Annotated in this window: 25 protein-coding genes; 13 read left to right on the forward strand and 12 right to left on the reverse strand. The window is 53.6% G+C overall.

Annotated elements, in window-relative coordinates; genetic code table 11:
- Positions 1-7 precede the first annotated feature (7 nt).
- Together ACFFJP_RS21185 and ACFFJP_RS21190 are read left to right on the forward strand one after the other, a co-directional pair.
- Positions 8-2,182, forward strand: coding sequence for a hypothetical protein (locus ACFFJP_RS21185; protein ID WP_377249104.1), 2,175 nt, complete (start codon positions 8-10; stop codon positions 2,180-2,182).
- A gap of 61 nt (positions 2,183-2,243) precedes the next feature.
- Positions 2,244-2,651, forward strand: coding sequence for an acyl-CoA thioesterase (locus ACFFJP_RS21190; RefSeq protein ID WP_377249107.1), 408 nt, complete (start codon positions 2,244-2,246; stop codon positions 2,649-2,651).
- A 55-nt stretch (positions 2,652-2,706) separates the two neighbouring features.
- Here ACFFJP_RS21190 and ACFFJP_RS21195 read toward each other — a convergent pair whose 3' ends face one another.
- On the reverse strand, positions 2,707-3,681 hold the full coding sequence (locus tag ACFFJP_RS21195; protein WP_377249110.1) for a LytR/AlgR family response regulator transcription factor: 975 nt from the start codon (positions 3,679-3,681) through the stop codon (positions 2,707-2,709).
- A 114-nt stretch (positions 3,682-3,795) separates the two neighbouring features.
- On the opposite strand from ACFFJP_RS21195, the gene ACFFJP_RS21200 reads away from it, so the two are divergent.
- On the forward strand, positions 3,796-5,007 hold the full coding sequence (locus ACFFJP_RS21200) for an acyltransferase family protein (RefSeq protein WP_377249113.1): 1,212 nt from the start codon (positions 3,796-3,798) through the stop codon (positions 5,005-5,007).
- On the opposite strand, the gene ACFFJP_RS21205 is transcribed toward ACFFJP_RS21200, so the two are convergent.
- A complete protein-coding gene (locus tag ACFFJP_RS21205) occupies positions 5,004-6,407 on the reverse strand; it encodes a pre-peptidase C-terminal domain-containing protein (protein ID WP_377249116.1) in 1,404 nt (467 codons plus the stop codon). The two genes, ACFFJP_RS21200 and ACFFJP_RS21205, sit on opposite strands and share 4 nt — an antisense overlap.
- 419 nt (positions 6,408-6,826) lie before the next feature.
- Here ACFFJP_RS21205 and ACFFJP_RS21210 point away from each other — a divergent pair, with 419 nt between their 5' ends.
- Positions 6,827-8,155 carry a TonB family protein gene (locus ACFFJP_RS21210; protein WP_377249119.1) on the forward strand — a complete coding sequence of 443 codons (1,329 nt, stop codon included), beginning with the start codon at positions 6,827-6,829 and terminating at the stop codon, positions 8,153-8,155.
- 7 nt (positions 8,156-8,162) lie between these two features.
- Here ACFFJP_RS21210 and ACFFJP_RS21215 read toward each other — a convergent pair whose 3' ends face one another.
- The 9 genes from ACFFJP_RS21215 to cyaY form a co-directional block, all read right to left on the reverse strand.
- Positions 8,163-8,501, reverse strand: coding sequence for a tRNA-binding protein (locus tag ACFFJP_RS21215; protein WP_377249122.1), 339 nt, complete (start codon positions 8,499-8,501; stop codon positions 8,163-8,165).
- A gap of 2 nt (positions 8,502-8,503) precedes the next feature.
- Positions 8,504-9,061, reverse strand: coding sequence for a DNA-deoxyinosine glycosylase (locus ACFFJP_RS21220; RefSeq protein ID WP_377249125.1), 558 nt, complete (start codon positions 9,059-9,061; stop codon positions 8,504-8,506).
- A 3-nt stretch (positions 9,062-9,064) separates the two neighbouring features.
- Positions 9,065-10,162 (reverse strand): heme biosynthesis HemY N-terminal domain-containing protein, encoded by a 1,098-nt coding sequence (locus ACFFJP_RS21225; RefSeq protein ID WP_377249128.1) that lies wholly within the window; start codon positions 10,160-10,162, stop codon positions 9,065-9,067.
- Positions 10,159-11,253, reverse strand: coding sequence for a uroporphyrinogen-III C-methyltransferase (locus tag ACFFJP_RS21230; protein ID WP_377249131.1), 1,095 nt, complete (start codon positions 11,251-11,253; stop codon positions 10,159-10,161). Before ACFFJP_RS21230 ends, ACFFJP_RS21225 begins: the two co-directional genes overlap by 4 nt.
- Entirely contained in the window at positions 11,222-12,013 is a 792-nt protein-coding gene (locus tag ACFFJP_RS21235) for a uroporphyrinogen-III synthase (RefSeq protein WP_377249134.1), read from the reverse strand. Before ACFFJP_RS21235 ends, ACFFJP_RS21230 begins: the two co-directional genes overlap by 32 nt.
- Before the next feature lie 2 nt (positions 12,014-12,015).
- Complete coding sequence (gene hemC / locus ACFFJP_RS21240; protein ID WP_377249137.1) at positions 12,016-12,948, reverse strand: hydroxymethylbilane synthase; 933 nt, start codon at positions 12,946-12,948, stop codon at positions 12,016-12,018.
- Positions 12,949-13,030: 82 nt separating this feature from the next.
- On the reverse strand, positions 13,031-13,936 hold the full coding sequence (locus tag ACFFJP_RS21245) for a DUF2914 domain-containing protein (protein ID WP_377249140.1): 906 nt from the start codon (positions 13,934-13,936) through the stop codon (positions 13,031-13,033).
- A 24-nt stretch (positions 13,937-13,960) separates the two neighbouring features.
- A complete protein-coding gene (locus ACFFJP_RS21250; protein ID WP_377249143.1) occupies positions 13,961-14,644 on the reverse strand; it encodes an alpha/beta hydrolase in 684 nt (227 codons plus the stop codon).
- A gap of 7 nt (positions 14,645-14,651) precedes the next feature.
- Positions 14,652-14,966 carry an iron donor protein CyaY gene (gene cyaY, locus ACFFJP_RS21255; protein ID WP_377249146.1) on the reverse strand — a complete coding sequence of 105 codons (315 nt, stop codon included), beginning with the start codon at positions 14,964-14,966 and terminating at the stop codon, positions 14,652-14,654.
- 72 nt (positions 14,967-15,038) lie between these two features.
- Here cyaY and lptM point away from each other — a divergent pair, with 72 nt between their 5' ends.
- The 5 genes from lptM to xerC are packed head-to-tail and all read left to right on the forward strand — an operon-like array spanning position 15,039 to position 18,923.
- The gene (gene lptM, locus ACFFJP_RS21260) at positions 15,039-15,209 is read left to right on the forward strand and encodes an LPS translocon maturation chaperone LptM (RefSeq protein WP_377249149.1); all 171 of its coding nucleotides are present in this window, start codon (positions 15,039-15,041) and stop codon (positions 15,207-15,209) included.
- A 6-nt stretch (positions 15,210-15,215) separates the two neighbouring features.
- Positions 15,216-16,469 carry a diaminopimelate decarboxylase gene (gene lysA, locus ACFFJP_RS21265; RefSeq protein WP_377249152.1) on the forward strand — a complete coding sequence of 418 codons (1,254 nt, stop codon included), beginning with the start codon at positions 15,216-15,218 and terminating at the stop codon, positions 16,467-16,469.
- Between the two features lie 21 nt (positions 16,470-16,490).
- The gene (gene dapF / locus ACFFJP_RS21270) at positions 16,491-17,333 is read left to right on the forward strand and encodes a diaminopimelate epimerase (RefSeq protein WP_377249155.1); all 843 of its coding nucleotides are present in this window, start codon (positions 16,491-16,493) and stop codon (positions 17,331-17,333) included.
- Positions 17,330-18,010 (forward strand): DUF484 family protein, encoded by a 681-nt coding sequence (locus tag ACFFJP_RS21275; protein WP_377249158.1) that lies wholly within the window; start codon positions 17,330-17,332, stop codon positions 18,008-18,010. The genes dapF and ACFFJP_RS21275 overlap by 4 nt, the downstream gene beginning before the upstream one ends.
- On the forward strand, positions 17,991-18,923 hold the full coding sequence (gene xerC / locus ACFFJP_RS21280; RefSeq protein WP_377249161.1) for a tyrosine recombinase XerC: 933 nt from the start codon (positions 17,991-17,993) through the stop codon (positions 18,921-18,923). The genes ACFFJP_RS21275 and xerC overlap by 20 nt, the downstream gene beginning before the upstream one ends.
- Positions 18,924-18,931: 8 nt before the next feature.
- On the opposite strand, the gene ACFFJP_RS21285 is transcribed toward xerC, so the two are convergent.
- The gene (locus tag ACFFJP_RS21285; protein ID WP_377249164.1) at positions 18,932-19,753 is read right to left on the reverse strand and encodes a substrate-binding periplasmic protein; all 822 of its coding nucleotides are present in this window, start codon (positions 19,751-19,753) and stop codon (positions 18,932-18,934) included.
- A gap of 191 nt (positions 19,754-19,944) precedes the next feature.
- Here ACFFJP_RS21285 and yigB point away from each other — a divergent pair, with 191 nt between their 5' ends.
- From yigB to ACFFJP_RS21305, 4 genes are all read left to right on the forward strand, one after another.
- Positions 19,945-20,670 carry a 5-amino-6-(5-phospho-D-ribitylamino)uracil phosphatase YigB gene (gene yigB / locus ACFFJP_RS21290; RefSeq protein WP_377249167.1) on the forward strand — a complete coding sequence of 242 codons (726 nt, stop codon included), beginning with the start codon at positions 19,945-19,947 and terminating at the stop codon, positions 20,668-20,670.
- A gap of 74 nt (positions 20,671-20,744) precedes the next feature.
- Complete coding sequence (gene uvrD / locus ACFFJP_RS21295) at positions 20,745-22,913, forward strand: DNA helicase II (protein WP_377249170.1); 2,169 nt, start codon at positions 20,745-20,747, stop codon at positions 22,911-22,913.
- Complete coding sequence (locus ACFFJP_RS21300; RefSeq protein WP_377249173.1) at positions 22,891-25,005, forward strand: GNAT family N-acetyltransferase; 2,115 nt, start codon at positions 22,891-22,893, stop codon at positions 25,003-25,005. Before uvrD ends, ACFFJP_RS21300 begins: the two co-directional genes overlap by 23 nt.
- 49 nt (positions 25,006-25,054) lie before the next feature.
- A complete protein-coding gene (locus ACFFJP_RS21305; RefSeq protein WP_377249176.1) occupies positions 25,055-26,167 on the forward strand; it encodes an ABC transporter substrate-binding protein in 1,113 nt (370 codons plus the stop codon).
- The last annotated feature ends 685 nt before the right edge of the window (positions 26,168-26,852 follow it).

Below are 26,852 nucleotides of genomic sequence, written 5' to 3' on the forward strand. Positions count from 1 at the left end.
GATTTTTATGACGCATATTCGTTTTTCAGCACTGGCATCTGTTGTCCTGTTAAGTCTCAGCAGCGCCCCGGTTTACAGCTGCGGCCCGGATTTCCCCCTGCAGTTGTTATCCGAACGCGGCACTCATCTGCAAAACCTGCCAGAGCCGGAATTCGCGGTGCTGGTGACACAACTAGCCAGTCTGCCGGCGTCCTGGCCTGTGCCGGAAAAAGCCTTTCACAGTCAGTATGACTATCAGGCCGACCGGCTGGTCAGTGCCACTGAACAGGCTGAACAACAGTTATTGCCTGCCGACGACGCTAAGCTGGTTGCGGCGATGCGCCAGCAACCGGATGCAGCTGCAGCACTCAAGGCCGGCAAAGATCTCAGCGAAGAACTGCGTTTGTATACCGCTGGCGCAGTGGCATTTGCACAAGACCCTAAAGCCGCCGCCGCACTGTTTCAGCAAGTGCTGGCTTTACCTGCCGCCGCACAAAGCCAAAGACGCAGCTGGGCACTCTATAGTCTGGCCAGATTGCAAGCGCCGAACGATCCGGCACAAGCCATTCAGCTGTGGCAGCAACTGCGCGCTGAAGTGAACAAAGGGCTGGCCGATCCGCTGCAACTGGCTGTTGCCAGTCTGGGGGAAGAAGCGCGGCTGCACTTAGCAGAGCAGCAGTGGCATGCCGCGATTGGCTTGTATGCAACGCAGGCGCATTACGATGCTTCCGGTTACGCCTCTTTGCTGCAACTGAGCCGGCAACTACTCGCTAAACCAGACGCAGAACTGCAACCGCTGTTGACCCAACCTGCCGTCAGCCGTTTACTCAGTCTTTATCTATTCAGTCAGTTATCCGGGCTGCAATACAGCGCGCCGCAGCAGTTGACACGCTTATTGCAGCTGTTGCAACAAACGCCTGATATTCAGCTCGCCAACGCGCTGGAGCTGGCCGCCGTGAGCTATCAACAAGGCCAGTATGACAATGCCGCAACGTTGCTACAGCAAGCCACCGACAGCCCGCTGAAATGGTGGCTCAGTGCCAAACTGGCGCTACGCAGCAACGACTTAGCCGCCGCCGCGTCGGCTTACGCCAAAGCCAGCAAAGCCTTTCCAACCGAGTTGCCAGCCCCGGCGAAAGCGCCTGAATATCAATATGACGAAGCTTTTAGCCGCCAAATCAGCCGCAAACAGCTGCAAACGCAATGCCGGGTTGAAGCAGAAGCCGGCGTACTCGCGCTGCAGCGCGGTGAGTATCTGCAGGCGATGCGGTTACTGTACCAGGCCGGAAGCGAGTTCTGGCAGGATACCGCCTACATCGCCGAGCGTGTGCTGACCACCGCTGAATTACAAAAGTTTGTCGACACTGAAGTACCGGCGGGTACGCCCAAAGCGCAAAGCCAATGGTCCTGGTTTGGCGATACCGAACCTAATACGCTGCTGCGTCAGCTGCTGGCGCGTCGTCTATTGCGCGAAGGTCAGACCGACACTGCGCAGCGTTATTTTGTCGAGCCGCAACTGCAACAGCTGGCGCAGCAGTATCAGGTACTGATGCAACAGAGTCAGGCCGGTGCGCTGCAAAACACGCTGGAAAACATCGGTATCCGTCTGCAGCTTGATTTGGGCCAGTTAGCGCGTGCCGATGCGTTATTTGAGCTCGCCCGACTGACCCGCCAGCATGGTCTGGAACTGCTGGGTTATGAAGGGGCGCCGGATTATCAGGTGTTTTACGGTCAATTTGAGTTTTATGCCGACAGCACGCCGCCACTGTGGCCAATCCCGGCGGCAGAACAGCAGCGGCTGACACAGACCGCGGCAATGCCGGATAAACGATTCCATTATCGTTATGTCGCGGCTGATCTCGCAGCGCAAAGTGCCGATTTGTGGCCGCAAAACAGCCAGGCGTATGCGGCCAGCTTGTGCGCGGCAACGACCTGGCTGATCAACCGCGAGCCGGAAATCGCGCAGCAGTATTACCAGCGTTATCTGCAGCATGGCGCTTATGTGCCCTGGGGTGCTGATTTTGGTATCCGCTGCCCGCAGCCTGACGCGAAAAGTGCTGCCAACCGGCTACAGGCGAACTTCACAGCCGGCTTGCCACGCCAACGTGATCTGGCTATCGGCGGCGCTGTGATGTTGCTGACAGTGGCCGGATGGTGGGTGTGGCGGCGGCGGTCCAAAGGCTCAGGCTTGTCGTCAAATTGATTGCCGGCAATCCGCATTTTCTGCACAATGCAACAAAACAGGTCCAACCAGAGAGCAAGGCATGCCACATCTGACGCAAATTAAAGTCCGGGGTTATCATTTAGATATTTATCAACACGTCAACAACGCGCGTTATCTGGAATTTTTGGAAGAAGCGCGCTGGGCCTATCTGGAAGATTGCGGCGATGTCGATTACTTCACCAGCCAGCGTCTGGCCTGGGTCATCGTCAATATCAATATCAACTACCGCAATGCCGCCACCAATGGTCAGACGCTGCAGATTGCCACACAGTTTTCGAAAATTGGCGGTAAAAGTGCGGTGATCCATCAGGTGGTGACCGTTGCCGGCACGGATACTGTGGTCGCTGACGCCGACATCACTTTTGTATGTTTGGATCAGCGCAGTGGCAAAGCCGTCGCGATTGAAGGCGAATTACTGGCGCGGCTCAGCACCCATTTAACCGACTGAGTCACCGCTGACATCACGCCGGTTTTGCCCCCTGAGCCCGCAACAGCTTGGCTGATTAGCGGACAGGTAAAAGCCCGGCGCGAAAATCATCTTTGTAGCGGCGTGACAGCGGCACTGTGACGCCGCTTTTTAAGCGGATCTCACCATCGCCGCTCGGTTCGTAACTCAGTTCAGCCACCACAGTGTGGTTCACAGCAAAGCTGCGGTGTACCCGGCTGAACCCCTGATTTCCCAGCTGTTCAATCAGTTGCGAAAGCGTACTGCGCAGCGGATAGATCCGGCCCTGGCTATGCAGATTGACGTAGTTGCCGCAGGCCTCCAGATACTCGATGGCGCTGACTTCCAGTAAAAACTCTTTATCGAGCTTTTTCACCAGCAGATGTTGCAGCGGTCTGCACTGTGGCTCTTTTTGTGACTGACTTTGTAACTGGCTTTGTGACGCATCTGGTGTTGCATCTGTCTGGTCGTTTTGAGGCCCGTCGGTTTCAGCAGCCGCCAGCACTGAGGCTTCGCCGCGTATGCGCCGCCATACCATAGCGCAGAGCTGATAAGTCACCAGCAGATTCAGATAACCCCAAACATCTTTGCGGTATTCATACCAAAGCTCCCGTGCGATAGGCCCGAAGTCATAATCATCCCCCGTCCAGCCGTAGACCAGTTCACGCTGTGCCACCATCAGTGCGACATGCGCCAAACAAAACAATAAAGACACGCCAAAATGCCAGAGACATTGCTGCAGGGGCTGGCCAAAGCGTAGTGGCTGACGGTCAAAACTTAAAAACAACAGCGGCGCCAACACCAAAGTACTGATCGCACTGCTGATTTCCCATAACCAGGGCTCCCACCAATCTAATGTATTTAGTGGGTTGCGACTGTGCTCCAGCCAGACCGTATTGGCTTCGATACTGTTATTCAGCATGATAAACACTGCATAAATCAGCCAGGCATACAGCAATGGGCGCTGGCTGATGGTCTCTATCCACCAGTGCTGGTCACGGCCTCGCGTGATGTCTTCAACAGTTTTCGTCACAGCTATCCACCTGTTATCCCTGAAATCCACCACAAACCAATTGCCCAATGGTGTCTGCGCGCCCTTTCAGCTGCAATACCACTTACCTTGGACCAACATTTTTTGGACTTCAGCATGACACAACCTTATCAACAGCGTCGAGCCGATCTGGACTGGCTGCGTATCGCGGCATTTGCGCTGCTTATTTTGTATCACTGCGGTATGTATTACGTGGCAGACTGGGGCTGGCATGTGAAAAACAGCCAGACCTATGAGTGGCTACAGGATCTGATGAAACTGACCAATCCATGGCGGATGTCACTGTTATTTTTGCTCGGTGGCATGGCGCTGGCCATGGCCAGGCCCAAATTCAGTGGCTGGACGTTATTGCGTCTGCGTAGCAGCCGGTTGTTGGTGCCGCTGCTGTTTGGCATGTTTGTTGTGGTGGTGCCACAAGTCTATTTCGAAGCCCGCAGCCAACAGCTGATTGAGCCGGGTTACCTGCAGTTCTGGTGGCAATATATCAATCCTAATACTGATTTATTACGTGAGCACCACAGCCCGATTGGCCTGCTGACCTGGAATCACCTGTGGTTTATCCCTTATTTATTCTGCTATTCGGTGCTGCTATTGCCGTTGCATGGTCTGCTGCAGCGCCTCGCGACTAGAGCGGGCTCAATTCCAGGCTGGCTTTTTGCGACGCTGCTGATTGCGCTGCATCTCTGGGCCGTTTGGACCTTACGCGACGCTTTCCCAAGCACCCATGCCTTGCTCGACGATTGGTATAACCATGCCAAATATGGCCTGGTGTTTGTTGCCGGTTATTTGCTGGCGCTGCAACGGCAGTGGTGGGCGGCATTACCGCGCTGGCGCTACGGTTTTTTAGTAACGGCATTACTGGGCTATGCACTGCTGGTACTGGACAATCATGATGTTTTTGACGGGCTGGACGACGACGCGATTGGCCTGCAGCTGCTGTTCAGCCTCTGTACCGTGCTGAATCACTGGGCCTGGCTTGGCGTTGCGCTGGCATTCGCCGCGCAATATCTGCAACAACCGGCGTTTGATCCGGCCGGAAAAATCCGTCGGTACGCATCAGCGGCGATCCTGCCTTGGTACGTGTTGCATCAAACCCTGACCGTGGTGTTCGCGGTGGCGCTGCAACCTTTGCAGCTGAATGATGGGCTTGAAGCCATGCTGCTCATCAGCCTGACCGTGCTCGGCTGTGGCCTGGGGTATGAAATCATCCGCCGCCAGCCATTGCTGAACTGGCTGGCCGGCGGTATGCCTGCGCACCAGCTGCAACGCACGTCCACTGCGCCGCAGCCGGTGACAAAAACCGCTTAGTAAGGACTAGTCGGCGTATAGAAGGATGTATTACGACCGTCGATACTGATGCGAATTGGTGTCACGGTCGTGCTGTTGCTGAGCAGGTTGTAACTCTCGCCCGGTAACAGTTTAAAGCGCAGTAAGTCTTTGATCACGACTGGCTGGCCACAGGTGGTTTGGGTGTATTGCGTTTGTGCATCAGCGCGCAGTACATAGACTTCATTGGTGCCGTCGACGATGCCCTGACCATCCGCCGTGACAAACAACGACGTTGCTTCTGATATCGCAATCACACGGCCGGTACTGCCTAGCTTGGCCTGGAACACGGCAGAGCGGCCCATCCGGTCGCGCTGACGGAAGTGAGTGTCGTTCAGTGTATTGGCCAATTGCGGGAAGCTGAGGAAATTACTGCTGATATTGATAGTGTTATGGCAATAATCGGTCACTACTTCAGCGCTGACTGCACCACTGACACCATCCGGATCATAGACATGCTGGCTCAGCACATGGTCACCGGCCGAAGTCCCGCCGACCACACCGCCTTTGTCATAGACATGCTTCAGCGCTGTTTGCACCAGTGTGCCTTGCCAGGCGTTGAGATAAGCGGACTGATCGCCGCCGGCGATAAATACCGCTTCGGCCGATTTGATCGCCCATTCGACATAGGCCGAGTTGGCTTTCGTGACCGTATCAACAATCAGTGTTTCAACCGACGCCGCACCGGTTAACCCTTGTAAATAGGTGTTGTATGCATCAGTTCCCGCGGCACGCAGCACGACGATATTGCCCGCTTTGATTTGCGGTCCGACTCTGTTACTGAACGCTGCGTCCACATCGGTGCCGCCGCCCATCAGCAGCAACGCGCCCTGTCCTGCCGTTAAGGTTGGACAGACATCAGCACTGCCGCCCAATAAATAGCTGGTTTGATTACTAGGTTTGGCCGGGCGGGCACCATAGCTGCAACTCGTTGGTGGTGTGGTTCCACCGCCGCCACCCGTGGCACTGCCGTTAAAGGTCACGGTCAGGCCATAACTGCCGGTACCGCTGTAGCGCGCCACTTTAATAAAGTGCTTGCCGGCAGTCGCCGCACGATAGGTGCCGGTTTCCGGCCTGCTGCTACTCTGGCCCGACAAAATATAACTGCCGCTGCTGCGATACAGATAAAAATCAAAATCGGCACTGGTGCCATGACTCAGGCTGATGCTGATATCCCCGGTACTGGTGGTATCAAAACTAAACCAATCCGCATCAGTGCTACTACCGATGCTGCCATTGACCACCTGGCCACTACAGAGGCCCGGATTGGCTTTTGCTTCAGTGTTGTTGTTTTCCGCTTCCTGTTGCAGACAAGCGGCCAGCGCAGGGCTGCCCGCCAATAACATAGTCGCCATAGCGACGGTTTTGAACGTTGCTTTCATTAGTGCTTTCCTGTTTTTGTTGTTGTGTGTTTGAACGTCGAACGATGCTCGGCCAAAAAGGCCGATGACTTCAGGAACCAGGCTGGCGCAAGACAGCAGGGTGCCGGAATTCCGGATTATTCAGTGGGGAAAAAACTTATAGGTCGAACCACTCGGACAAGTGGTAATCAGTGGCGCAGGCGTGCAGATTGACAGGTTTATCAACCTGTTGTGGCAGCGACAACCATGGGATTTGGTTCTGCGGCATCACAAGCACTCTGCATAAAATTGCATCAGGAGAGTTTTAATATGCGGTAGGGCTGCCCCTGCTGTCAATCGAGCAAAAACGGGAAAATCGCAAGCAATATATTAATTATTTGCAGTGGTTATGTAACAATTATCGGTATAGACTATCGTTTTACCCCGAAAAGGAACTTCTGATGCGTAAACTTCCGTTACTGGCGCTGCTATTAAGCACTTTTACTGCGCAAGCTGACTTATTAACTGCGCTGCAAGCATATGAAAAAAAAGACTATCCCCTAGCTAAGCAAGAGTTTGCGGCATTGTTACCTCTCGCGAACGAGCAAGCAGCCTTTAATTTAGGGGCTATGGCTTACAATGCGGAAGGACAAGCACGTGATTTGGTAAAAGCGCAGGCCTATTTTGATTTTGCCGCTGCACACCAACATCCGACAGCCAAAACGTTGGCTGATAAAGTCAGACCCACATTATCCGCAGCCCAACAGCAACAAGCCGCTGACTTGTTGGCACAGCTAGAACATCAAATTCAAATAAAACCGCGTCATGAGGGTGCCACGAAGGCAGCGCTCGATCATAACCGCGAAGCTATACGCCGTATCCCACCAGAATATCCAAAAAAAGCCGCACAAAAAGGCATGTTCGGATCTGTCACCATGCGCTTGCTGATTAACGAAAAAGGTGATGTTGACGCCGTTGACGTGCTCAATTCTTACCCGCAAGGTTTGTTTGAACGCGATGCGATCCGTGCCTTAAAACGCTGGAAATATGCCCCGGGCGAGCACAAGACCATAGGGCGAGTTTTGCTGACATTCAGCCTTGGCGAAATTGACCATAAAAAAGTCCAGGTTATTTTCGATGACAATAAACTGTGGCAGTTCTCGGCATTGGGCTCTCCACAGCATCAGAATGCGGTGGCCAACCTCTTACAATTAGTCCGCACCAATAGTGATTTCAGTCAGTTTGTCGACAAATCTCTGCCGCCAGCACTCGGCCCTATCGACAAGAGTTTTGTTGCGAGCGCAAAAGTGGTCACTGATGAATTATTACTGCCAGCAAATTACGACTTAAATGCTTTTGTCACTTTGAATGACAAAGGCGTAGTGACTGCGGTGCATGACGGTGAAGCCGAACGTCTGCAAAAAATTAACTCAGCGTTGTTAAATCAGCAGATCACAAAAGCCGATGTCCCGGCGGGCTTTTATCGGCTCCAGGCTTATGACAAAAAAAAGCAACGTTTGCTAACGGCGCAGCGCATTCCGGAAACTTACACTGATGAGTATTGGCTGGAACAAGCCGCACGTAACGGCAGCATAGATGCGCAGCGCGCATTGGCTGCGTTACGCACAGAGTGGGAAATGTACCTGCTGGAACAACAAGATCCGGTGGTGCAATCTTGGGCAGGTACTCGCTTAGTTCTCGACGGCAAAAAAGCCGAAGGTGAAAAACTGCTGGATGCGGCAATTGCCAAAGGTCACGCTACCGCGAAGGAACTCAAAGCGGTTTTATAATAGCTTTTCAGGCCAGCCGGGCGCCATTGGGCACCGGCTGGTCCGGCACTGCCAGCACCACGGCACCATCTTCGCGGTAAAGCCCGGTCACCAGACATTCTGAGACAAAAGGCCCAATCTGTTTCGGCGGGAAGTTCAGCACCGCCAGTACTTGCTTGCCAATCAGCTGTTCCGGCTGATACAAGGCTGTCAGCTGGGCACTGGAACGGCGTGTGCCAATCTCCCCACCAAAATCGACGGTCAGCTTCCAGGCTGGTTTGCGCGCCTGTGGGAAAGGCTCAGCTGCCACAATAGTGCCGGCGCGTAATTCCACCTGCATAAAATCATCCCAACTGATCTGTGTCATCTTCACTCCATCCTTTGTTGGAAAGTTTGTTGATAAGCCTGCTGCCAGGCCAGCAATTTGTGCTGAAAACTAAGCGCAGCGTGCGCCGGACTGGTCGACGGCAACGTAAACACCTGCACCTGTGGCGGCAACTGCAAGCCGTTTTTTATCAGCTTGTGCCAGTTTTTTGCGGCTGTGCCGCCGTTGAGCCAAACAGCGCGCAGCTGCGGCAATCGAGACAGTAACTGGGCAAAGTCATTACACTGAATACTGTTGGGGTTAATCGCACTGTCGAGACTGCCGCGCCGCTCGGCTGCCGCAATTAAGTCCCATAGGGCGACCTGTGCCTGCTGTAATGCCTGCAATCGCGCTGGGTAAGGTTGTGTCGCTTCGATGTCAAACAGCTGCTGCATCAGCGGCCAAAACTGGTTGCGGGGATGGGCGTAATACTGGGCAGCCCGAATCGAGGCGATGCCGGGCAAGCTACCGAGGATCAGAATTCGGGCATCAGAGCGCCATAACGCAGGTAAACCATGCGATAGCAGCGCAGCGGTTGTGGTCACACCGTCTGCGCCCAGCATGCGTTAACCGGAAATGGTCTCGGCTTTAAAAGCCGGCAGGAATTGCTGCGCTTTTTGCCAGGCACTGTTGGCCTGCTCGCTTTCGCCTTCTTGCAGCGCGCAGTAAGCCAGCAGCGCATACAAATGACCGTGATTAGCATGGTCGCGCAACCAATGCTGAGTCTGTTTGCGCAATGCCAGCACCGAACGCCCCAATGGAATGCGGCGAATGGCTGGCCAGGCTAACGGCAGATCCTGCAGCGATAAATTATCCAGCAGTAGTTTTTCCGCTTGTTCGGCCTGCCCTTGCACCGCCAGCGCACCAGCTTTGCCAAGCAACACAGCCAGCGACTTGCGTTCACGTGCCGGTAGGGCTTGCCAAAAAGCCGCCTGTTCATCAAACAGGCCTTTTTCGGTTAAGCCCTGCACCGCAGCCGGATACAGACTGAACCGGTAATTCTGCCAGTCGGCTTTGCTAAACCACTGGAGTTTGATCGCCACCGGTACTTGTTCCAGCAACATTTGCCACTGTTCGGCCTGCTGCAAGGCCTGCAACCAGAGCCGGCCCAGTTTGCCGTCTTTGCCAATGTTAGCGGCCTTTGGCGTCAGATAGGCCACAGCTGCGCTGGCATTGTTTTGCAGCAATAATAAATCTGCGACTACATACCAGCTGGCCGGCTCGTCCGGGTCTAATGCAGCAGCCGCCTGGTTCGCCAACATCGGTTGGCCCGCATGCTGCGCACTGTATGCCGCCATCACTTGTTTTAACTGTTCCCATTCTGGTTCAGCATGGGCAATTTGGAACGCCTGATGCGCGCCTTGCCAATCGTGACGGGCATACGCCATTAGACCTAACTGCAGCGCCTGACGCGCACGGCGCTCTTTGCGCGAGCGCAAAAAGCTGAATGAAATTTTCGGCAGATGGAACAAGCGTTGGAACAGCCACCAAACCAGCCACAGCGCAAAACCCAGCACAGTCAGGCTCAGGATCATTCCCACCACGGTCGCTTCTACCGTGATACCACCCAGCACCAGCATGACATAACCGGGATGGTTGGCCAGCACAGGCCCGAACAACATCGCCAGCGCCAGCAAAACCATGGCGAATAGCAGGCGGATCATAATGCAGACTCCGCGTCCAACGTACCCTGCCGGTAAGCGTCAAATACGGTGGGGCTCTTCAGTGGTGCCAGTAACGGCAGACTGACCTGCAATGCAGACAGAACGACCAGCTCGTCAGCCATTTGTTGTACAGCAGGCTCAGTGGCGGCGAAATAACGTTGCAGACTGTCGGCACTTTGCTGAATAGCCGCCGCGTAAACCGCTTGGTTATGCTGCATAGCCGCCAGTTCTGCCAGCAGCAATTGTTGTGTCAGCGTATTTCGCACGGAAATTTGCTGCTCGGCAGTCAGGCTGACACCGTCTTCCGGCAAGCTGGCCCGCACCTGCACCAAACCACGCCAGAAATTGCGCCAGTACAGCGCCAGATTGGCCTGCCAGTCAGCGCTGTCTTCACTGATCTCTTCTTCGGTGCCACTGTCCATTGGCCGTTCGGATTGACGTAGTGGCAACACCAGACTTTGTTGACGCAGACTGGATAAGGTCAGGTGTAGCTGGTTCAGATCTGGGGCATTCAGCTCGCCGAGCATCCGCTTATCCTGATCGATTGCTTCACGCACCGGAGTCAGGCTGGGGTCATTGGCTTGTTTTAAGCGTTGCTCCGCCAGCTCCAGCACTTGTTGTACACCGGAGATATTCTGTTCGAGGAATAACTTTTGTTCGGCCAGGCGCAGGAAATAATCGATTTCCAGCAGCTGCCAGCCTTTGATATTGCCGGACTGTCGATCCAGCTGGGTTTGTAACTTTTGCAGTTCAGTTTGCGCGGTCAGTGTCTGTTGTTCGAGCTTGCCGTTTACATCTGCGGCCACTACCGTCAGCTGCTGCTGCAAAGTCTGTTGCATTTCATCCAGCTTGCTCTGGAAAAAACTGATTTGGCTTTGCTGCTGATTGGTCAGGCTTTGTTGCTGTTCCGACATCGAATTCAGCTGTGGTTGCAGACTATAAATCGCCCACCCCGCTGCACCGGCAGCACCCAGCGCAATCAACAACGCCAGGCTCCCCAGCGTCAGGGCCAGTTTACCACCAGTTGCTACCGCTGGTTTCGGTGCAGCAGGCGTGCTGTCAGTCGGCAGCACCGGACTCTGTTCGCTCATGGAATTTCCTTCTTAACTGACAAATAGCATCGAGCAACGCCTGATCATGCGCACTGTCGGCCTGCATAATCTGCTGTTGCGGGATACCAAAACTGATAGCGGTTTCCTGCATCCGCGGGCTGATCAATACCCAGAAACGCTGACGCAGCCAGTCGTGTGCAGCGTCCGGCAAAGATTGAAACAGCAGGGATAAAATTTCGTTACTGGTCACTACGATACATTGTATTTGCTGCTGACGCCACTGGTCAGACAAGCGCTGACCATCGAGCGGCAACGGCACCCGTTTGTAACTCTGGATATAACTGACTTTGGCGCCGCGGGCTAACAACCCTTGTTTGATCAGCTCACGACCGCCATTGCCGCGCACAATCACAATATGTTTGCCAGCGACGTCCTGCAATTGCGGCAGCGCCAGCAAACCTTCGCTGCGCTGGTCGTCCGGTGCGGTCACCGCCTGAGTCGTGGCGCGCTGTAATGCAGCGGCTGTGGTGCGACCCACAGCAAACAGGGGCGCCTGCACTTTGGTCAGGTCACACTGAGTTTCAAGGCAAGTGACCGCCGCAATACTGACAAACACCACCAGATCTGCATCCAACAATAGATGCTGTTCACGCGGCTTCACAGTGACCTGCTGGGTGGTGATCAGCGGCTGATAGGCATGTGGGATACTGAGCTGTTCCAGACCGTCCAGCAAGCTGTCCGCCCGCCCGGCCGGCCGGGTGATTAATACGCTGAATGGATCAGGCGGCAGCTGCAGCATAATCAGCGCGATTCGCCGTACACGGCCGCCAGAATGGCGCCGGCACCTTGTGCCAGTAACATTCCGGCCAGCTGCTGGCCTAAAGCTTCACCATCGATGGCTGCGCCACGCACTTCCGCCTGTAAAATCTGCTGGCCATCTAACTGGCCGACCAGACCCCGCAGATACAGCTGATCACCGTCAATTTCGGCAAAAGCGCCAATCGGCACCTGGCAACCGCCCTGCAGCGCACGGTTCATCGCGCGTTCTGCCAGCACAGCCTGACGTGTCGCGGTATGTTCCAGCGGCGCTAACAAAGCCCGCACTGCGGCATCATCACTGCGGCATTCGATACCAACAGCGCCTTGACCATTGGCTGGCAGGCTCTGACTGACCGGCAAATAGGCGGCAATGCGCGCGTGGAAACCTAAACGAATCAACCCAGCCGCAGCCAGGATAATGGCGTCAAATTCACCGGCATCGAGTTTCGCCAGCCGGGTATTCACATTGCCACGTAAATCACGGATCTGCAGATCAGGCCGCAATGCCTTGATCTGGCACTGCCGGCGCAGACTCGAGGTGCCGACCACAGCGCCCTGCGGCAGCTGGTCCAGACTGGAAAAATGATTAGAAACAAAAGCATCACGCGGATCTTCGCGTTCGCAGATGGTGGATAACATCAGGCCTTCCGGGAACTCTACCGGCACGTCTTTCATGCTATGTACCGCGATATCCGCGCGGTCTTCCAGCATGGCGGTTTCCAGTTCTTTGACAAACAAACCTTTGCCACCAATTTTGGCCAGCGGGGTATCGAGAATTTTGTCGCCCTGAGTCGACATCGGCACCAGTTCCACTACTAAACCCGGGTGGAAAAATTCCAGCCGGGCTTTGACATATTCAGCCTGCCACAGCGCCAAAGCACTTTTGCGTGTGGCGATACGTACGCGTTGAGTCATCAGAAAACCTGTGTATCGGAGCAAGGATCCGCCGGTTCGGGCTTCCGGACAGGCGGCAAAAAAAGTGGCGCTATTATAGCCGTTATTGATAAGTGAAACTGTACTGAAAGATCACTTTTTGCGTCTGATCAACAATCTCGACCCGCCATGGGCCGCGCTGATCATCCAGCAGCCAGTTTTCGCTATAGGTGCGCCACGGCGAATCTTCAATGGTCAGCACCGCATCAGTATGTAAGGTGTCGCCAAAATACCAGCGATGGCGCAGGATCTGGCCGGCATAGCCTGTTAACTCAGTAAACAGATAAAGCCGGTTGATACGTGGATACGGGATTTGCTGACCCACCGCTTGGCCTGGCTGCAGATTATTCATCTGATCGGTCAGCACAATGCGGCTGAAGCCGGCCGGTAACGCCGCATTGATTTTCGCAGTATTAGTGTTGGCAGTATTGGTATTGGCCGTGACTTTGGTCACACTTTCCTGTGGTGCAGCGTCTGGCATCGTGCTGACAGCGGTAGTCTGGTCAGCAGATGCGGTACTCTTTGGTACAACAGGCGCTAAGTCTGGCGTCTTAGTCGCCGGTTTAGACTGCATGTCCACTTCGGCTTGACTCAATGCTGGCTGAGCGCCCTGTTCAGTCAGTGGCGCTGTCTCCACAGCACTTTTCAGTTCCGGCGTGACCGAAGATGCTGTAGCACTTTCAGCTTGTCCAGCTTGTTCAGCCACAGATTGCAGAGTTGGTGTGACCGCCGCACTTTGCAGTGCCGCCTGTTCAGGCTCAGCAGCAACTGCAGACTTCAAAGGTGCGACAGGACGCAACAGGAATTGATAGCCGGCAACCCCGGCCCCCACTAACACCAGCGACGCCAGTGCTATCCGGGTTTTTGACCAGGGTGCAGGCTGCACAACAGGTGTATCAGTCTCCGCTGGCAAAGCCGCCGGATGTAATTTCACTTTGACTGTCAGTTTGGATGCAGCTTCGGACACCATCTATTCCTGTTGGCTCACTTTTACTTACAAAGACTCGGTGGTTTGCAGCAAGCGCTGCTGAATGAAACGGCTTAAGTCAGCCACTTCCTGCGCGCAGACACTGTGCGCCATGCGGTAATCCAGCCAGCTGACCTGGAAACCGGCATATTTTAAGCTGTCAAACGCCGCCTTACCAGCACTGAGCGGTACGACGTCGTCCATAGTGCCATGCGCTACCAGCACCGGCGTGCTTTTATTGTGTCCATTCATTTCGGCTTTGAGCTTATCCGGCATGCCCATATAAGTGGACAACGCCATCACACCGGCGATTTTGTACGGCAGACGCGGTAATAAATGCAGCGCAATCACGCCGCCCTGAGAAAAACCGGCCAGCAGAATTTTTTCCGCCGGAACACCGGATGCAATCACTTTGTCGATCAGCGCCTGCACCTGCGCAGCGGACTGGCGCACGCCTTCTTCGTCGGCCCGGTTTTGTAGGTCCATGGTTTTTAAATCGTACCAGGCACGCATCACAAAACCGTTATTGATTGTGACCGGGCGTTCCGGCGCATGCGGAAACAAAAACCGGATACCGTGACCGGCCGGTAAACGCAGCTCCGGCACTATCGGCGCAAAACCATGGCCGGAATCACCAAGGCCGTGTAACCAAATTACGGCCGCTTTAACCGGGCCCTGTGCGGCCACATCTACATAAGAAAGATTATTCATCCGCTGATTATCCGAAACTGATTGCTACACCAGCCTGTTTGCTGGCTGCATCTGCTAATAATTGCCAGAACTCGGTGCCGGTTCTGTTATCAATCCACTGACCGTCACGCCATTCAAAATGATGGCCGTTGAACTTGGTCGCTACCCACAACTGGTGCAAAGGTGCTTGTTTGTTAATCACAATTTTACTACGGTCCGGGAAAATCACGTTGACTAATCCACCATGATTTTCCGAATCAATGTCGAGGTCCAGCTGCTCAAAGGCTTCTTCCACCGCTAGCAGGACGGCGTCGGTTAACTCATCATATTCTACGTCATTCATCCGTTTCACCTGTTTGCTTTTGCTGTTAAGGATGCGATTATAGAGCGCTCAAGCTTCAAAGAAATAAAAATCATGCACGCTGCGTCTTTATCGGTTGGAATTCTGGGTTTATCGCTGTTGCTGCTGACCGGTTGTGGTCAGAAAGGCCCGTTAACTTTACCCAAAGATCCGCCGCCAGCGGCAGAACCTGCGCCGGCCAAGCCTGCTACGTCTCAACCCGTTCAATCCGATCAGCAAGGGTAAATTCAGGTGGATTATTTTCAGTATCAAAACCAGCAACTGCTGGCCGAACAAGTCCCGTTAGCAGATATCGCTGCTCAGTTCGGCACGCCCACTTATGTATATTCCCGCGCGACGATTGAACGGCATTACCGTGCTTTCGCTGACGCCGCCGGCAACCGTGCTCATCTGGTGTGTTATGCCGTCAAAGCCAATAGCAATATTGCCCTGCTGAATATCCTGGCCCGGCTCGGCAGTGGTTTTGATATCGTGTCTGAAGGTGAGTTACGCCGTGTATTACAGGCTGGTGGTAACCCGGCCAAAGTGGTGTTTTCCGGCGTCGGCAAAACCGAAGCAGAAATTGAGTTTGCGCTGAATACCGGTATCAAGTGTTTTAACGTCGAATCAGAACCTGAGCTCGACCGCATTCAAAGCGTGGCGGCCCGGTTAAACAAAGTGGCGCCGATTTCAATTCGGGTTAATCCGGACATCGACGCCAAAACTCATCCTTATATTTCAACCGGCCTCAAAGCCAATAAATTTGGTATCGATATTCTGCGTGCACCGCAGATGTATCAATACGCCGCCAGCCTGAGCCACCTAAAAGTCTGTGGCGTCGATTGCCATATCGGTTCACAACTGACTGAAACCCAGCCGTTTCTGGATGCACTGGATAAACTGCTGGTGCTGGTTGATACGCTAAAAGATAACGGCATTGTATTGTCGCATCTGGATATCGGTGGCGGCCTTGGCGTGACTTATCTCGATGAAACACCGCCGCACCCAAGCGAATACGCCGCAGAAGTATTAAAACGACTGGAAGCCTATCCGGATTTAACGCTGGTGTTTGAACCTGGCCGCGCCATCATGGCCAATGCCGGCGTGCTGTTAACTAAAGTTGAATTTTTAAAACCGGGGCAGGAAAAGAATTTTGCCATTGTCGATGCAGCCATGAATGACCTGATCAGGCCAGCGCTTTACAGTGCCTGGATGAACATTATTCCGGTGCAGTTGAAACCAGCCATCAAGGCCCAGACTTATGATGTAGTTGGTCCGGTGTGCGAAACCGGTGATTTCCTCGGCAAAGACCGCGATCTGGCAATCGAGCCGGGTGATTATCTCGTGGTGCGTTCGGCCGGTGCTTATGGTTTTACCATGAGTTCAAATTATAACAGCCGGCCACGCGCCGCTGAAATCCTGGTCGACGGCGATCAGGTCCATTTGGTGCGGCAACGCGAACAATGGGCAGATTTGTGGCGCGGCGAGCAGCTGCTGCCAACCTGATACAAGGCGGTACTTGACGGCATGTTATTACAGTTCTCAAAAATGCATGGTCTGGGCAACGATTTTATGGTGGTGGATGCCGTCAGCCAGAATGTGTTCCTGACCAAAGAGCAAATCAAACAACTGGCCGACCGCAATTTCGGTATTGGTTTTGACCAGTTGCTGATGGTTGAACCGCCGTATGACCCGGATCTGGATTTTCACTACCGCATTTTTAATGCGGACGGCTCTGAAGTGGAGCAATGCGGCAATGGCGCCCGTTGTTTTGCCAAGTTTGTCCGTAATAAAGGCCTGACCAATAAATACAAAATTGCTGTCAGCACCAAATCCGGCAAGATTGTGCTGTACGTCGAGCAAGACGGTCAGGTCACCGTCAATATGGGCATCCCGCAATTTGAACCGGCGAAAGTGCCGTTTAAAGCGCAGAAACAGGAACTCAATTACATCCTGCATGGCGACGACGGCAACGACAGCGCTACGGCCTTATGCGGCGTAGTCTCGATGGGCAATCCGCATGCGGTGATCACGGTCGACGATATTGACGCAGCGCCAGTGAAGTTATGGGGGCCGATTTTCGAACACCACGAACGCTTCCCGGAGCGCGCCAATATTGGCTTTATGCAGGTGCTCAATCCCGGTCACATCAAACTGCGCGTCTGGGAACGTGGCGCTGGTGAAACGCTGGCTTGCGGCACCGGCGCTTGTGCTGCTGCAGTGGTCGGGCAGATGCAAAAAACGCTGCAGTCGCAGGTTCGGGTTGACTTACCGGGCGGAAGTCTGCAAATTCGTTGGAACGGCCCTGGCCAGCCGGTCAAAATGACCGGTCCGGCGGAACATGTGTTTGACGGACAATTGGTGTTATGACTGACGTCACAGACGTAAAAGATATCAGCAACGCTTACCTGCACGACCAGCTGGTGTATCAGTACCTGCTGGAGCATCCGGCTTTTTTTCAGCATCATCCTGAATTGCTGTCACGCCTGCGCCTGCCTCATGCACAGCGCGGTGCGGTGTCATTAGTTGAACGCCAGATGGAATTACAACGCGAACGGGTACGCGGTCTGGAAGAAGACATTACCCGGCTGATGAGCATCGCCAGACAGAACGAACATATCTTCTTTGCATTGAACCAGTTACACCTCGATTTATTAGCGGCCCGGCAAAAAACCGATATCCGGCTCGCGCTCAGTGCTTTTGCCAATAAAATGCCGCACGTGCACGCCTGTAACTTGCTGGAGTTTAATCACGAGGCGATGGGCGACAATTTTACTGCGATCCAAATGGTGCTGGAGCACCGCTTGCAGGGCCGTCATTATTACTTCGGCCGGCTGAACCGCGATGAAATGGCGACTTTGTTCCAGCCTGGTATTCATTCGGTGGCGTTATTGCTGATTAGCCATGCCGATCAGCCGCTGGCCTTGCTGGCATTTGGCTCGCAACTGGATGATCACTTTCAGCCCAGCATGGATACGTTGTTTATCGACCACATCGCCAAAGTACTGGCATTAGTGCTGCCGCGTTATGGCCAGCAAGGCTGCTGATCCCGCACCGCCAGGTGCTGCGTCACCGGACCCGTTGTTGCAACAATTCCTACATTATCTGCAATTTGAACGCGCTTACAGCAAACAAACCTTAAGCAGCTATCAGCAACAGCTACAGGCGGTCTGGCTCAGCATTCCTGCGGCAGACTGGCTACAACTCAGTGAGCGTCAGTTACAGCAGCATATTCTGGGCTGCCGTGACAGCCTGAAACCAAAAAGTCTGGCTCTGCGTCTGGCGGCGTTACGCAGTTTTTATCGTTATCTGCAGCAGAGCGGCTTACGGCCAGATCAACCAGCGCAATATCTGAAAGTGCCGAAAACCAGCAAACCGCTACCGAAAAACCTTGATGTCGATGAAATGCACCGCCTGCTCGATATTGATGAACCAGACGATGATTTGGCAGTGCGCGACGCCGCCATGCTGGAACTGTTTTATTCCTCCGGCCTGCGGCTGGACGAACTGGTCAGTGCAAACGTACGCGATATTGACTGGAGCGAACAACAAATCCGGGTGTTGGGCAAAGGCAACAAAACCCGGATTCTGCCCATCGGATCGCTGGCGCAAAAAGCACTGCAACAGTGGCTGCAGCGCCGACCGGCATTTCTTGGAGAAGAGCAAGATGCTCTGTTTCTGAGCAAACAAAAACGCCGGATCTCGGCGCGGCATGTTCGTCAGCGTGTCGATTTATGGGCGAGACGTCAGGGGCTGTCGCAACATGTGCACCCGCATATGCTGCGGCATTCATTTGCCAGCCATATGCTGGAATCCAGCGGCGATTTACGCGCAGTACAAGAATTGTTGGGCCACGCCAACCTCAGCACCACGCAGGTCTATACCCATCTGGATTTTCAGCATTTGGCGAAGGTCTACGATGAAGCCCATCCTCGTGCGAAGAAAAAAACTTCGGATTGACCTCTCCTCTATGGCAGCAGCTGATACTTCTGTTGCAACTTCAGCACAGAGCCGTCCTGTTGCATCCGTAATAGTTCCTGATCAAAACGCCGGACAAAAGCCGGGCTGACGCTTTGACGGCTGAACATAAAATGCACCTGACCTATGACCAAAGGCGGCATCGGATGCAACACGATTTTTTTATCGAGATTTTCATCGCGTAGTGCCAGCACGCCGTTCGGGTAATAATCCAGATACAACTGCACCCGGTCTTTGAGTAGCAAAAAATATAAGGCAGGTTTATCAATCGCTTCGATCACATGTTTAGATAAATCTCTTTGCTTCTGTATCGTAGCAAACTGTTCACCATAATAATTACCCCGGATCACCCCAACGTTCAGGCCCCTGGCCGCGATGTCCTGCAGGCTGCGTATTGTAGAATGCAGCTGCTGTTGGCCGGCTTTGACATAGAGCGCAACCCGCTCCTGTTCATAGGCATTGGAAAATAACGCATAGACTTCACGTTCAGCAGACTTGGACGCATTCATCAACACATCGATATCGCCGCTTTCCAGCAACATTAACGAACGTTTCCACGGCGAATCCGTCAGGATCTCCAGCTTACAGCCCAGGCGGCCAAAGATTTGCTGCATAAACTCGATACGGTAACCGGTGAGTTCCTGCTGGGCATTAAAAAACGAATATGGCGGCATCGTAGTGGCAGAGCGACTGATCACAGTACGCTGACAAGGCCAGTCCAATTTGAGTTTTGCCGCGGCAACCGGCGCACAATGCAGCAGTGACAAGATGATGAGGCCAATGGCGCGGGAAAAACGGCACAAGTTCAACATAACTCCAAAGCATCATTGCTTTAAACCCGGCGGCTACCGGTATTTTCCTGCACATAGCATAAACGTTGACGCGGACTGTGCAAAGAACCTCACGGCCATTGGTTGCATCTTTACGTTGCAACGATGACCCTGCCAGACAAGTGAGACGTAGCCATGCATAATACCAACAGACCGAACTGCGGAAGATTTCTATGCGCCTATACAAAAACCTGTCTGCAATCCATGCCTTATCCTTTGATCTTGACGATACACTGTACCCGAACAGCAACGTAATCGTTGCCGCAGAACTGGCGATGCAGCAACGTCTGCAGCAGCTGAAACCCGAACTCCCGCATAACGATCCGCAGTATTGGTGGCAGCAGCGTAAGTTGTTGGCGGCGCAGGATGCCGAAATCCGCCATGATGTCAGTCGCTGGCGTCTGCTCGCGGTAGAACAGGGCCTGATGGCGCAAGGCTTATCGTCCTGTGAAGCCGGTGAAGTGGCAGAACTGGCGCTGGGTGCTTTTCTGCAGGAACGCACCAATATCAGTGTCCGCGCTGAGGTCAAACAGCTGCTGGCGCAGCTGGCCAGCAGGTTCCCGCTGGTGGCCATTACCAACGGCAATGCCGATATTCAGCGGATGGGTATAGCACCCTATTTTCAGTTTGCCTTGCGTGCCGGCCCGGATGGTCGGATGAAGCCATTCCCGGATTTATTTCAGCGTGCAGCAGAACGTCTCAGCGTTCGCACCACGCAAATACTACATATCGGTGATCATGTTCGTTCCGATGTGCTGGGTGCGCTGAATGCCGGTTGTCAGGCCGCCTGGCTGAATCCGGCATCAAGTCCGCAACCGGAGTTGGCCAAACCGCCGCTGGTGCTGCCGCACCTGGAACTGAGTGACCTGCGCGAATTATTAGCCTTACAACCCGGCTAAAGCAGTCGCCATCACCGCAAAATTGCGGCTTGCTCTGGTATACTGCCTGTAAATTTATCCATAGGTTTGAGTTGATGGACGTTTCGCTGCTGCTTGATGGTTTAAACGATAAACAACGTGATGCGGTCGCCGCACCGCCACAACATATGCTGGTATTGGCTGGTGCCGGCTCCGGCAAAACCCGTGTGCTGGTGCATAGGCTGGCCTGGCTGATGCAAGTTGAGCGGGTGGCGCCTTATTCCTTACTGGCAGTAACCTTCACCAATAAAGCAGCGCAGGAAATGCGTTCGCGCATCGAACAAACTGTTGGTGTCAGCCTGAACAATCTGTGGATGGGTACTTTTCACGGTTTATCACACCGCTTGCTACGAGCGCATTATCAGGAAGCCAATCTGCCGCAAGGTTTTCAGATCATCGATTCCGACGATCAATATCGTTTGGTTCGGCGAGTGCTCAAAGCATTGAATCTGGACGAAAAACACTGGGCACCAAAACAAGTGCAATGGTTTATCAATGCGCGCAAAGACGACGCTGAACGACCAGGGACTCTGACGCACGGCGGTGATTTTAATTTGCAGACCCTGATTAAAATCTACGCCGCCTATCAGGAAATGTGCGATCGCGCCGGTCTGGTCGATTTTGCCGAAATCCTGCTGCGCAGCTTCGAACTACTGAAAAACAATGCTCAGGTCCGCGGCCACTATCAGCAGCGGTTTCGCCACATTCTGGTCGACGAGTTCCAGGATACCAACACGATCCAGTATCAGTGGTTGCGCCTTTTGGCCGGTGATCACGCCCGCGTGATGATTGTTGGCGACGACGACCAGTCCATTTACGGCTGGCGCGGCGCCAAAGTGGAAAATATTCAGCAGTTCCTCAAAGATTTCCCGTCACCGGAAACCATCCGGCTGGAACAAAATTACCGTTCAACCGGCATCATCCTTAAAGCCGCGAATGCGGTGATCAGCAACAATCAGGGCCGGCTGGGCAAAGACCTATGGACTGACGGCGATGATGGCGAACCAATTTCGTTGTACAGCGCTTTTAACGAACTGGACGAAGCGCGGTTTATCGTCAGCCGCATTCGCGAATGGCGCCGTCAGGGCGGTAAGTTGACTGAAGCGGCGGTGTTGTATCGTAACAACGCCCAATCGCGCGTGTTAGAAGAAGCGCTAATCCAGGACGGCATCCATTACCGGATTTATGGCGGGCTGCGCTTCTATGAACGCCAGGAAATTAAAGACGCTTTGTCTTACCTGCGACTGATTAACAACCGCCAGGATGATGCGGCGTTAGAGCGGATCATCAATACACCGACTCGGGGCATTGGTGATTCTAGCATGGATAAAGTGCGCGAGTTTGCCCGCGCCAGCTCACAAACCCTGTGGCAGAGCCTGCAACAAATGCTGCATCAGAAAGAGCTGAGTGGCCGCGCAGCCAATGCGGTATCGGCCTTTATGGAACTGATTAATAAACTTGATGACGATATCCGTGACCTGTCGCTGGATGAACAGGCTGACCATGTGATCCATCAATCAGGTCTGTACGCCATGTACCAGGCCGAGAAAGGTGAAAAAGCCCAGACCCGCACCGAAAACTTAAATGAGCTGGTCAACGCCTGTGCAAATTTGAACTTCAGCAACAATGAAGAGATGACGCCATTGTCGGCATTTTTGTCGCAGGCAGCGCTGGAAGCTGGTGAATATCAGGCCGAGGAACATTCTGATGCGGTGCAGCTGATGACACTGCACACCGCTAAAGGGCTGGAATTTCCGCTGGTGTTTGTCTGTGGCCTGGAAGAAGGCATGTTTCCGAGTCAGCAAAGCGGCGATGACCCGACGCGGCTGGAAGAAGAGCGTCGGCTTTGTTATGTCGGCATGACACGCGCCATGCAAAAACTGTATTTATGCCATGCCGAGAGCCGACGCTTGTATGGCCAGGAGCAATACAACAAACCATCACGGTTTTTGCGGGAGATCCCAGCAGAATATGTGGAAGAGATCCGTTTGACGACCTCCGTCAGCCGGCCAACCCAATTCAACCGGTTTGGCAGTGCTGCCAGTCATAGCGCATTTGAAAATACCGGTTTTAAACTGGGTCAACGTGTCCATCACGAGAAATTCGGCGAAGGAACGGTGCTGAATTACGAGGGTACTGGCAATCAGTCGCGGATCCAAATCAACTTCGATGCGCTCGGTAGTAAGTGGCTGGTGACATCCTATGCCCGACTCACTGCCCTCTGAGATCCTGTCGGTATGGAACCAGTGTCGGCTACGGCGCTGGCGACTGCCATTGTGGTTACAGGGTGAACCAGCATTTCTCCAATCCGGCTGGCAGCAGTTGCAGACGCAGCTGCAGGCTGGCGAGACGATATTCTGGCTCGGAGAATTCTGGCCAGAAGTCTCTGCAGCTGCCCACATCCGCCAAATCAGCGGTCAGGCGCGGCAACAGTTACTTGGTCAGGAATGCGACTGGCTGGTCATTAACGCTACACAAGGGGTCGACTGGGATTTAGTCGCCGCCAGTATGGGCTGTGTGAAAGCCGGTGGTTTATGGCTGCTGTTGACCCCAGAGCCTGCCTGCTTTGCCGGTCTGCCCAATCCGGCGGCCAGCCGCGTGTTATCTTTTCCAACCGATGCCAAAACGCATGTGGGTCATTTTCAGGCCTACCTGACTGCGCTGTGGCCACAACAGCCGCTGTTGTCCTGGTCAGTATCTGGCCTAAGTGCTTTGCCACCACAGTTTTCCCAACAGATCAACAACATAGCCACTTGCGAATCCCCGTATGCCAGCGCTTGCCAACAACAAGCAGTAGCGGCGATCTGGCAGCTGATGAAAGGACATCGCCATCGTCCGCTGGTGCTGAGTGCCCATCGGGGCCGGGGTAAATCTGCGGCGCTGGGCATCGCCGCGGCACAGCTGCAACAAGCAGGTAAGACCCGGCTGATTATCACCGCGCCGCAACCGGCGGCAGCGCAGGTCGCCATACAAACCTGCCGGGCAATGCTGGGACCGGATATCGCCCCGCAACTGCAATTTTGGCCACTGGACCGTTTGCTGGCAGAGCAGCCGGCTGTTGACCTCCTGCTGGTAGACGAGGCTGCAGCGATCCCAGCGCCGCTATTGCAGGTTTTGGTCGAACAACATAGCCGCATCGTTATGGCGACGACAGAGCACGGATATGAGGGCACCGGTCGTAGCTTTCAGCTGCGTTTTCAGCAGTATCTGCAACAACACAGGCCGGGCTGGCGCAAACTGATACTGCAACAACCAATCCGGTATGGTCAGGACGACCCGCTGGAGCAATTGATTTTTAGCAGCTTCTTGCTGACTGACCGTGATGACCTCACCGAGGGGGCTGCAACTGCGGCGATGTCCGCTTCACCGCAGTATTATTGTTATCAGGCAGCCGATTTATTGCATCAGCCCCTGCTATTAAGCCAGATATTCCGACTAGCTTGCCTGGCCCATTATCAAACCTCGGTAAGGGATTTATGGGCTTTGCTGGATGATCCCACTCTGCAGGTCATGACGTTACAGCAGCAAGAACTGGTTCTGGCTGTCGCCGTCGTCAGCCGGGAAGGTCAGTTGCCTGCAGATCTGGTTATGCAGATTTATCAGGGCCAGCGCAGGGTGCAAGGTCACCTGGCGGCACAAAGTCTGATTTATCATTGCCTGACGCCGCAGGCCGGTACTATTGCTCTATGGCGTGTTCAGCGTCTGATGGTTCAGCCTGCGCTGCAACAACAAGGTCTTGGCCTGCAATTGCTGGAGCAGATCAGTCGCACGGCAACAGCACAGCAGGTACCACTATTAGCGACCAGCTTTGGCGCGACCAAAGATCTGGTCAGGTTCTGGCACCGGGCTGGCTATGGCGCGGTGAAGCTTAGTCAACAACCAGAACAGAGCAGCAATGAGTTCTCAGTACTGATGCTGAAACCGCTGGAAGCCATCCCATGGTTTGATATAGAAGGATTGCAGCTATGGTTTGGTCAAGCACTGTATGCACAGGCCCAGTCTATCTGGCGGGATCTGGACTCAGAACTGCTTAGGTTATGGGTGAGACCACCGCAACACAGCTGGTCAGCATATGATCAACATAGTCTGCAATTGTTTGTCGCCGGCCAACGCGATTGCCAGCAGGCTCTGGTGACATTGCGACATTGGTTAGATCAGCACTATCTGCATTTATCAGCAGCGGAAGCCAGACTCTGGATCCGCTATTGCTGGCAAGACAGCGCACGCTTACCAGCCACTACAAACCTGAAGAATTTGTCCCTGCAATTGCGCCAAACTGCCTGTTTAGCTGATTTGTATCAAGTTCCGCCGCGCTGAATCCAGCTAAGCTATAGTTGACTTAATTTCCTGGCGGAGTCTTCCACGCATGCGCTTCAGACTTGTTGGCTTTTATGTGGTTGCCTTGTGGTCTGCGTTGCTATCATGGTTGGCCGACGCGCAACAGCCGATCAAATTAGGCATGTCGGCACCTTTCAGTGGTCCCGCAGCGCAGCTAGGATTGCAGTTCAGCGATGGCGCCAATCTTGTGTTTGACCGTCTGAATGCACAAGGCGGAATTAACGGGACCCCAATCCAGTTGGTCACTTTGGATGACGGTTATGAGCCGCTAAGAACCGTAGAAAACACTCGGAAATTTTTACTGGAACAACAAGTTTTTGCGCTTTTCGGTTATATCGGGACACCAACATCGAGCGCTATTCTGCCATTGCTTCGCAAACATCAGCGACCTTATCTAGCAGCATTTACTGGCGCTGATATTCTGCGCCAGCCAGACGACAAATTTATCTTTAACTTCCGGGCCAGTTACCGGGAAGAAGCCGCCACACAAGCTCGTTATTTTATTGACCAGCGCCAGTTTCGCCGGGTCGCTTTATTAATTCAGGCCGACGAATTTGGCGCCAGTGTCGAGCGCTGGTATCTGGCAGAACTAGCACGACGCCAGCTACAACCGGTCGCCATAGTGCGATTTCAGCGCAATACAACCGATATGCAGAATGCTGTTAGTCAACTCAAAGAAGCAATCCCTGATGTAGTATTCACAGTCGGCACTTATCAACCGCTGGTAAAAGCGATCGAACTCGGACAACAAAATCAGTTTAATCCGGTCTACTCAGTCGTCTCATTTACCGGCATACAACAACTACAACAACAGCTAAAACAGCCATATCAGGTATTTGCATCTATGGTAGTACCCGACCCGCATGATACTACTTCAGAATTTGTCCGCGCTTACCGTGATGCGTTGAAAGCTGAAAATAAGCAAGCAAGTGATATAGGTTTGGAGGGGTTTGCGGCAGCATCGATACTGGTCTCGGCATTCAAAAGCTGCTTAGGAAATATGACTCAGACTTGTTTGATGCAACAGCTACCGCAACAGCGTTTGTATGATTTTAGTCTCCATTATCAGCCAGATACGCATCAGGCATCCCACCAAATATTCCTGTACCAACTGACCCCGCTCAAACTGCTGAAGATCTGACAACGAAATTAGCGGCTTGATGCGCTGCTCTGGTGATTTGTACCCGCCATCAGTGCCACACTCATGGTTGCATTTCAGCAGATAAAATTACCGCCTCCCAAAGCCCTTTAGTTTGCCAGCTACCATTTGAAGGAGCGGATTTGGATGGGGTAAGCCACTGTATGACAGCCACTCCAGCACATTTTACAGGCCCATAAAGCAAAACTGTTGGCTTTGCTCATTCCGGTCTTCGCTGTACTACTCTACGTGGAGTAAACCGCCGGATGCCATAAAGCAAAAGGCCCACTCGACTGAGTGGGCTTTTTTGCTTTATTGGGAGCCTTGATATCCCTCGCGGAGCTCGGGATTGCTCATCATCTGTGTGACAGCCAGCAGAGCAAAACTGTTTGCGTCCTGCAATTCAACACCGCGGCTTCGTGGGAGTCTGCACCCTCGCGGTGCTTCGGGTGTGCTCAGCCGCTGTGTGACAGCCAGAAGAACGCAACATTGGTTGCGTTCTTAAACACCGGCTTCGCTTTACTACTCTACGTGGAGTAAACCGTCAGGATGCCATAAAGCAAAAAGGCCCGCTCGATTGAGTGGGCCCTTTGGCTTTATTGGGAGCCTTGATATCCCTCGCGGAGCTCGGGATTGTTCCGTCGCTGTGTGACAGCCAGCAGAGCAAAACAGTTGGTTTCCTTCAATT

The sequence above is a fragment of the Rheinheimera tilapiae genome (assembly GCF_042432165.1).
GTDB classification, from domain to species: domain Bacteria; phylum Pseudomonadota; class Gammaproteobacteria; order Enterobacterales; family Alteromonadaceae; genus Pararheinheimera; species Pararheinheimera tilapiae.

What these genes read in the sequence shown, in the direction of transcription:
- ACFFJP_RS21185 (WP_377249104.1), top strand. Translation starts at nt 8, where the DNA reads ATGACGCATATTCGTTTTTCAGCACTGGCATCTGTTGTCCTGTTAAGT.
- ACFFJP_RS21190 (WP_377249107.1), top strand. Translation starts at nt 2,244, where the DNA reads ATGCCACATCTGACGCAAATTAAAGTCCGGGGTTATCATTTAGATATT.
- ACFFJP_RS21200 (WP_377249113.1), top strand. Translation starts at nt 3,796, where the DNA reads ATGACACAACCTTATCAACAGCGTCGAGCCGATCTGGACTGGCTGCGT.
- ACFFJP_RS21205 (WP_377249116.1), bottom strand. Translation starts at nt 6,407, where the DNA reads ATGAAAGCAACGTTCAAAACCGTCGCTATGGCGACTATGTTATTGGCG.
- ACFFJP_RS21210 (WP_377249119.1), top strand. Translation starts at nt 6,827, where the DNA reads ATGCGTAAACTTCCGTTACTGGCGCTGCTATTAAGCACTTTTACTGCG.
- ACFFJP_RS21215 (WP_377249122.1), bottom strand. Translation starts at nt 8,501, where the DNA reads ATGACACAGATCAGTTGGGATGATTTTATGCAGGTGGAATTACGCGCC.
- ACFFJP_RS21220 (WP_377249125.1), bottom strand. Translation starts at nt 9,061, where the DNA reads ATGCTGGGCGCAGACGGTGTGACCACAACCGCTGCGCTGCTATCGCAT.
- ACFFJP_RS21225 (WP_377249128.1), bottom strand. Translation starts at nt 10,162, where the DNA reads ATGATCCGCCTGCTATTCGCCATGGTTTTGCTGGCGCTGGCGATGTTG.
- ACFFJP_RS21230 (WP_377249131.1), bottom strand. Translation starts at nt 11,253, where the DNA reads ATGAGCGAACAGAGTCCGGTGCTGCCGACTGACAGCACGCCTGCTGCA.
- ACFFJP_RS21235 (WP_377249134.1), bottom strand. Translation starts at nt 12,013, where the DNA reads ATGCTGCAGCTGCCGCCTGATCCATTCAGCGTATTAATCACCCGGCCG.
- hemC (WP_377249137.1), bottom strand. Translation starts at nt 12,948, where the DNA reads ATGACTCAACGCGTACGTATCGCCACACGCAAAAGTGCTTTGGCGCTG.
- ACFFJP_RS21245 (WP_377249140.1), bottom strand. Translation starts at nt 13,936, where the DNA reads ATGGTGTCCGAAGCTGCATCCAAACTGACAGTCAAAGTGAAATTACAT.
- ACFFJP_RS21250 (WP_377249143.1), bottom strand. Translation starts at nt 14,644, where the DNA reads ATGAATAATCTTTCTTATGTAGATGTGGCCGCACAGGGCCCGGTTAAA.
- cyaY (WP_377249146.1), bottom strand. Translation starts at nt 14,966, where the DNA reads ATGAATGACGTAGAATATGATGAGTTAACCGACGCCGTCCTGCTAGCG.
- lptM (WP_377249149.1), top strand. Translation starts at nt 15,039, where the DNA reads ATGCACGCTGCGTCTTTATCGGTTGGAATTCTGGGTTTATCGCTGTTG.
- dapF (WP_377249155.1), top strand. Translation starts at nt 16,491, where the DNA reads ATGTTATTACAGTTCTCAAAAATGCATGGTCTGGGCAACGATTTTATG.
- ACFFJP_RS21275 (WP_377249158.1), top strand. Translation starts at nt 17,330, where the DNA reads ATGACTGACGTCACAGACGTAAAAGATATCAGCAACGCTTACCTGCAC.
- xerC (WP_377249161.1), top strand. Translation starts at nt 17,991, where the DNA reads ATGGCCAGCAAGGCTGCTGATCCCGCACCGCCAGGTGCTGCGTCACCG.
- ACFFJP_RS21285 (WP_377249164.1), bottom strand. Translation starts at nt 19,753, where the DNA reads ATGTTGAACTTGTGCCGTTTTTCCCGCGCCATTGGCCTCATCATCTTG.
- yigB (WP_377249167.1), top strand. Translation starts at nt 19,945, where the DNA reads ATGCGCCTATACAAAAACCTGTCTGCAATCCATGCCTTATCCTTTGAT.
- uvrD (WP_377249170.1), top strand. Translation starts at nt 20,745, where the DNA reads ATGGACGTTTCGCTGCTGCTTGATGGTTTAAACGATAAACAACGTGAT.
- ACFFJP_RS21300 (WP_377249173.1), top strand. Translation starts at nt 22,891, where the DNA reads ATGCCCGACTCACTGCCCTCTGAGATCCTGTCGGTATGGAACCAGTGT.
- ACFFJP_RS21305 (WP_377249176.1), top strand. Translation starts at nt 25,055, where the DNA reads ATGCGCTTCAGACTTGTTGGCTTTTATGTGGTTGCCTTGTGGTCTGCG.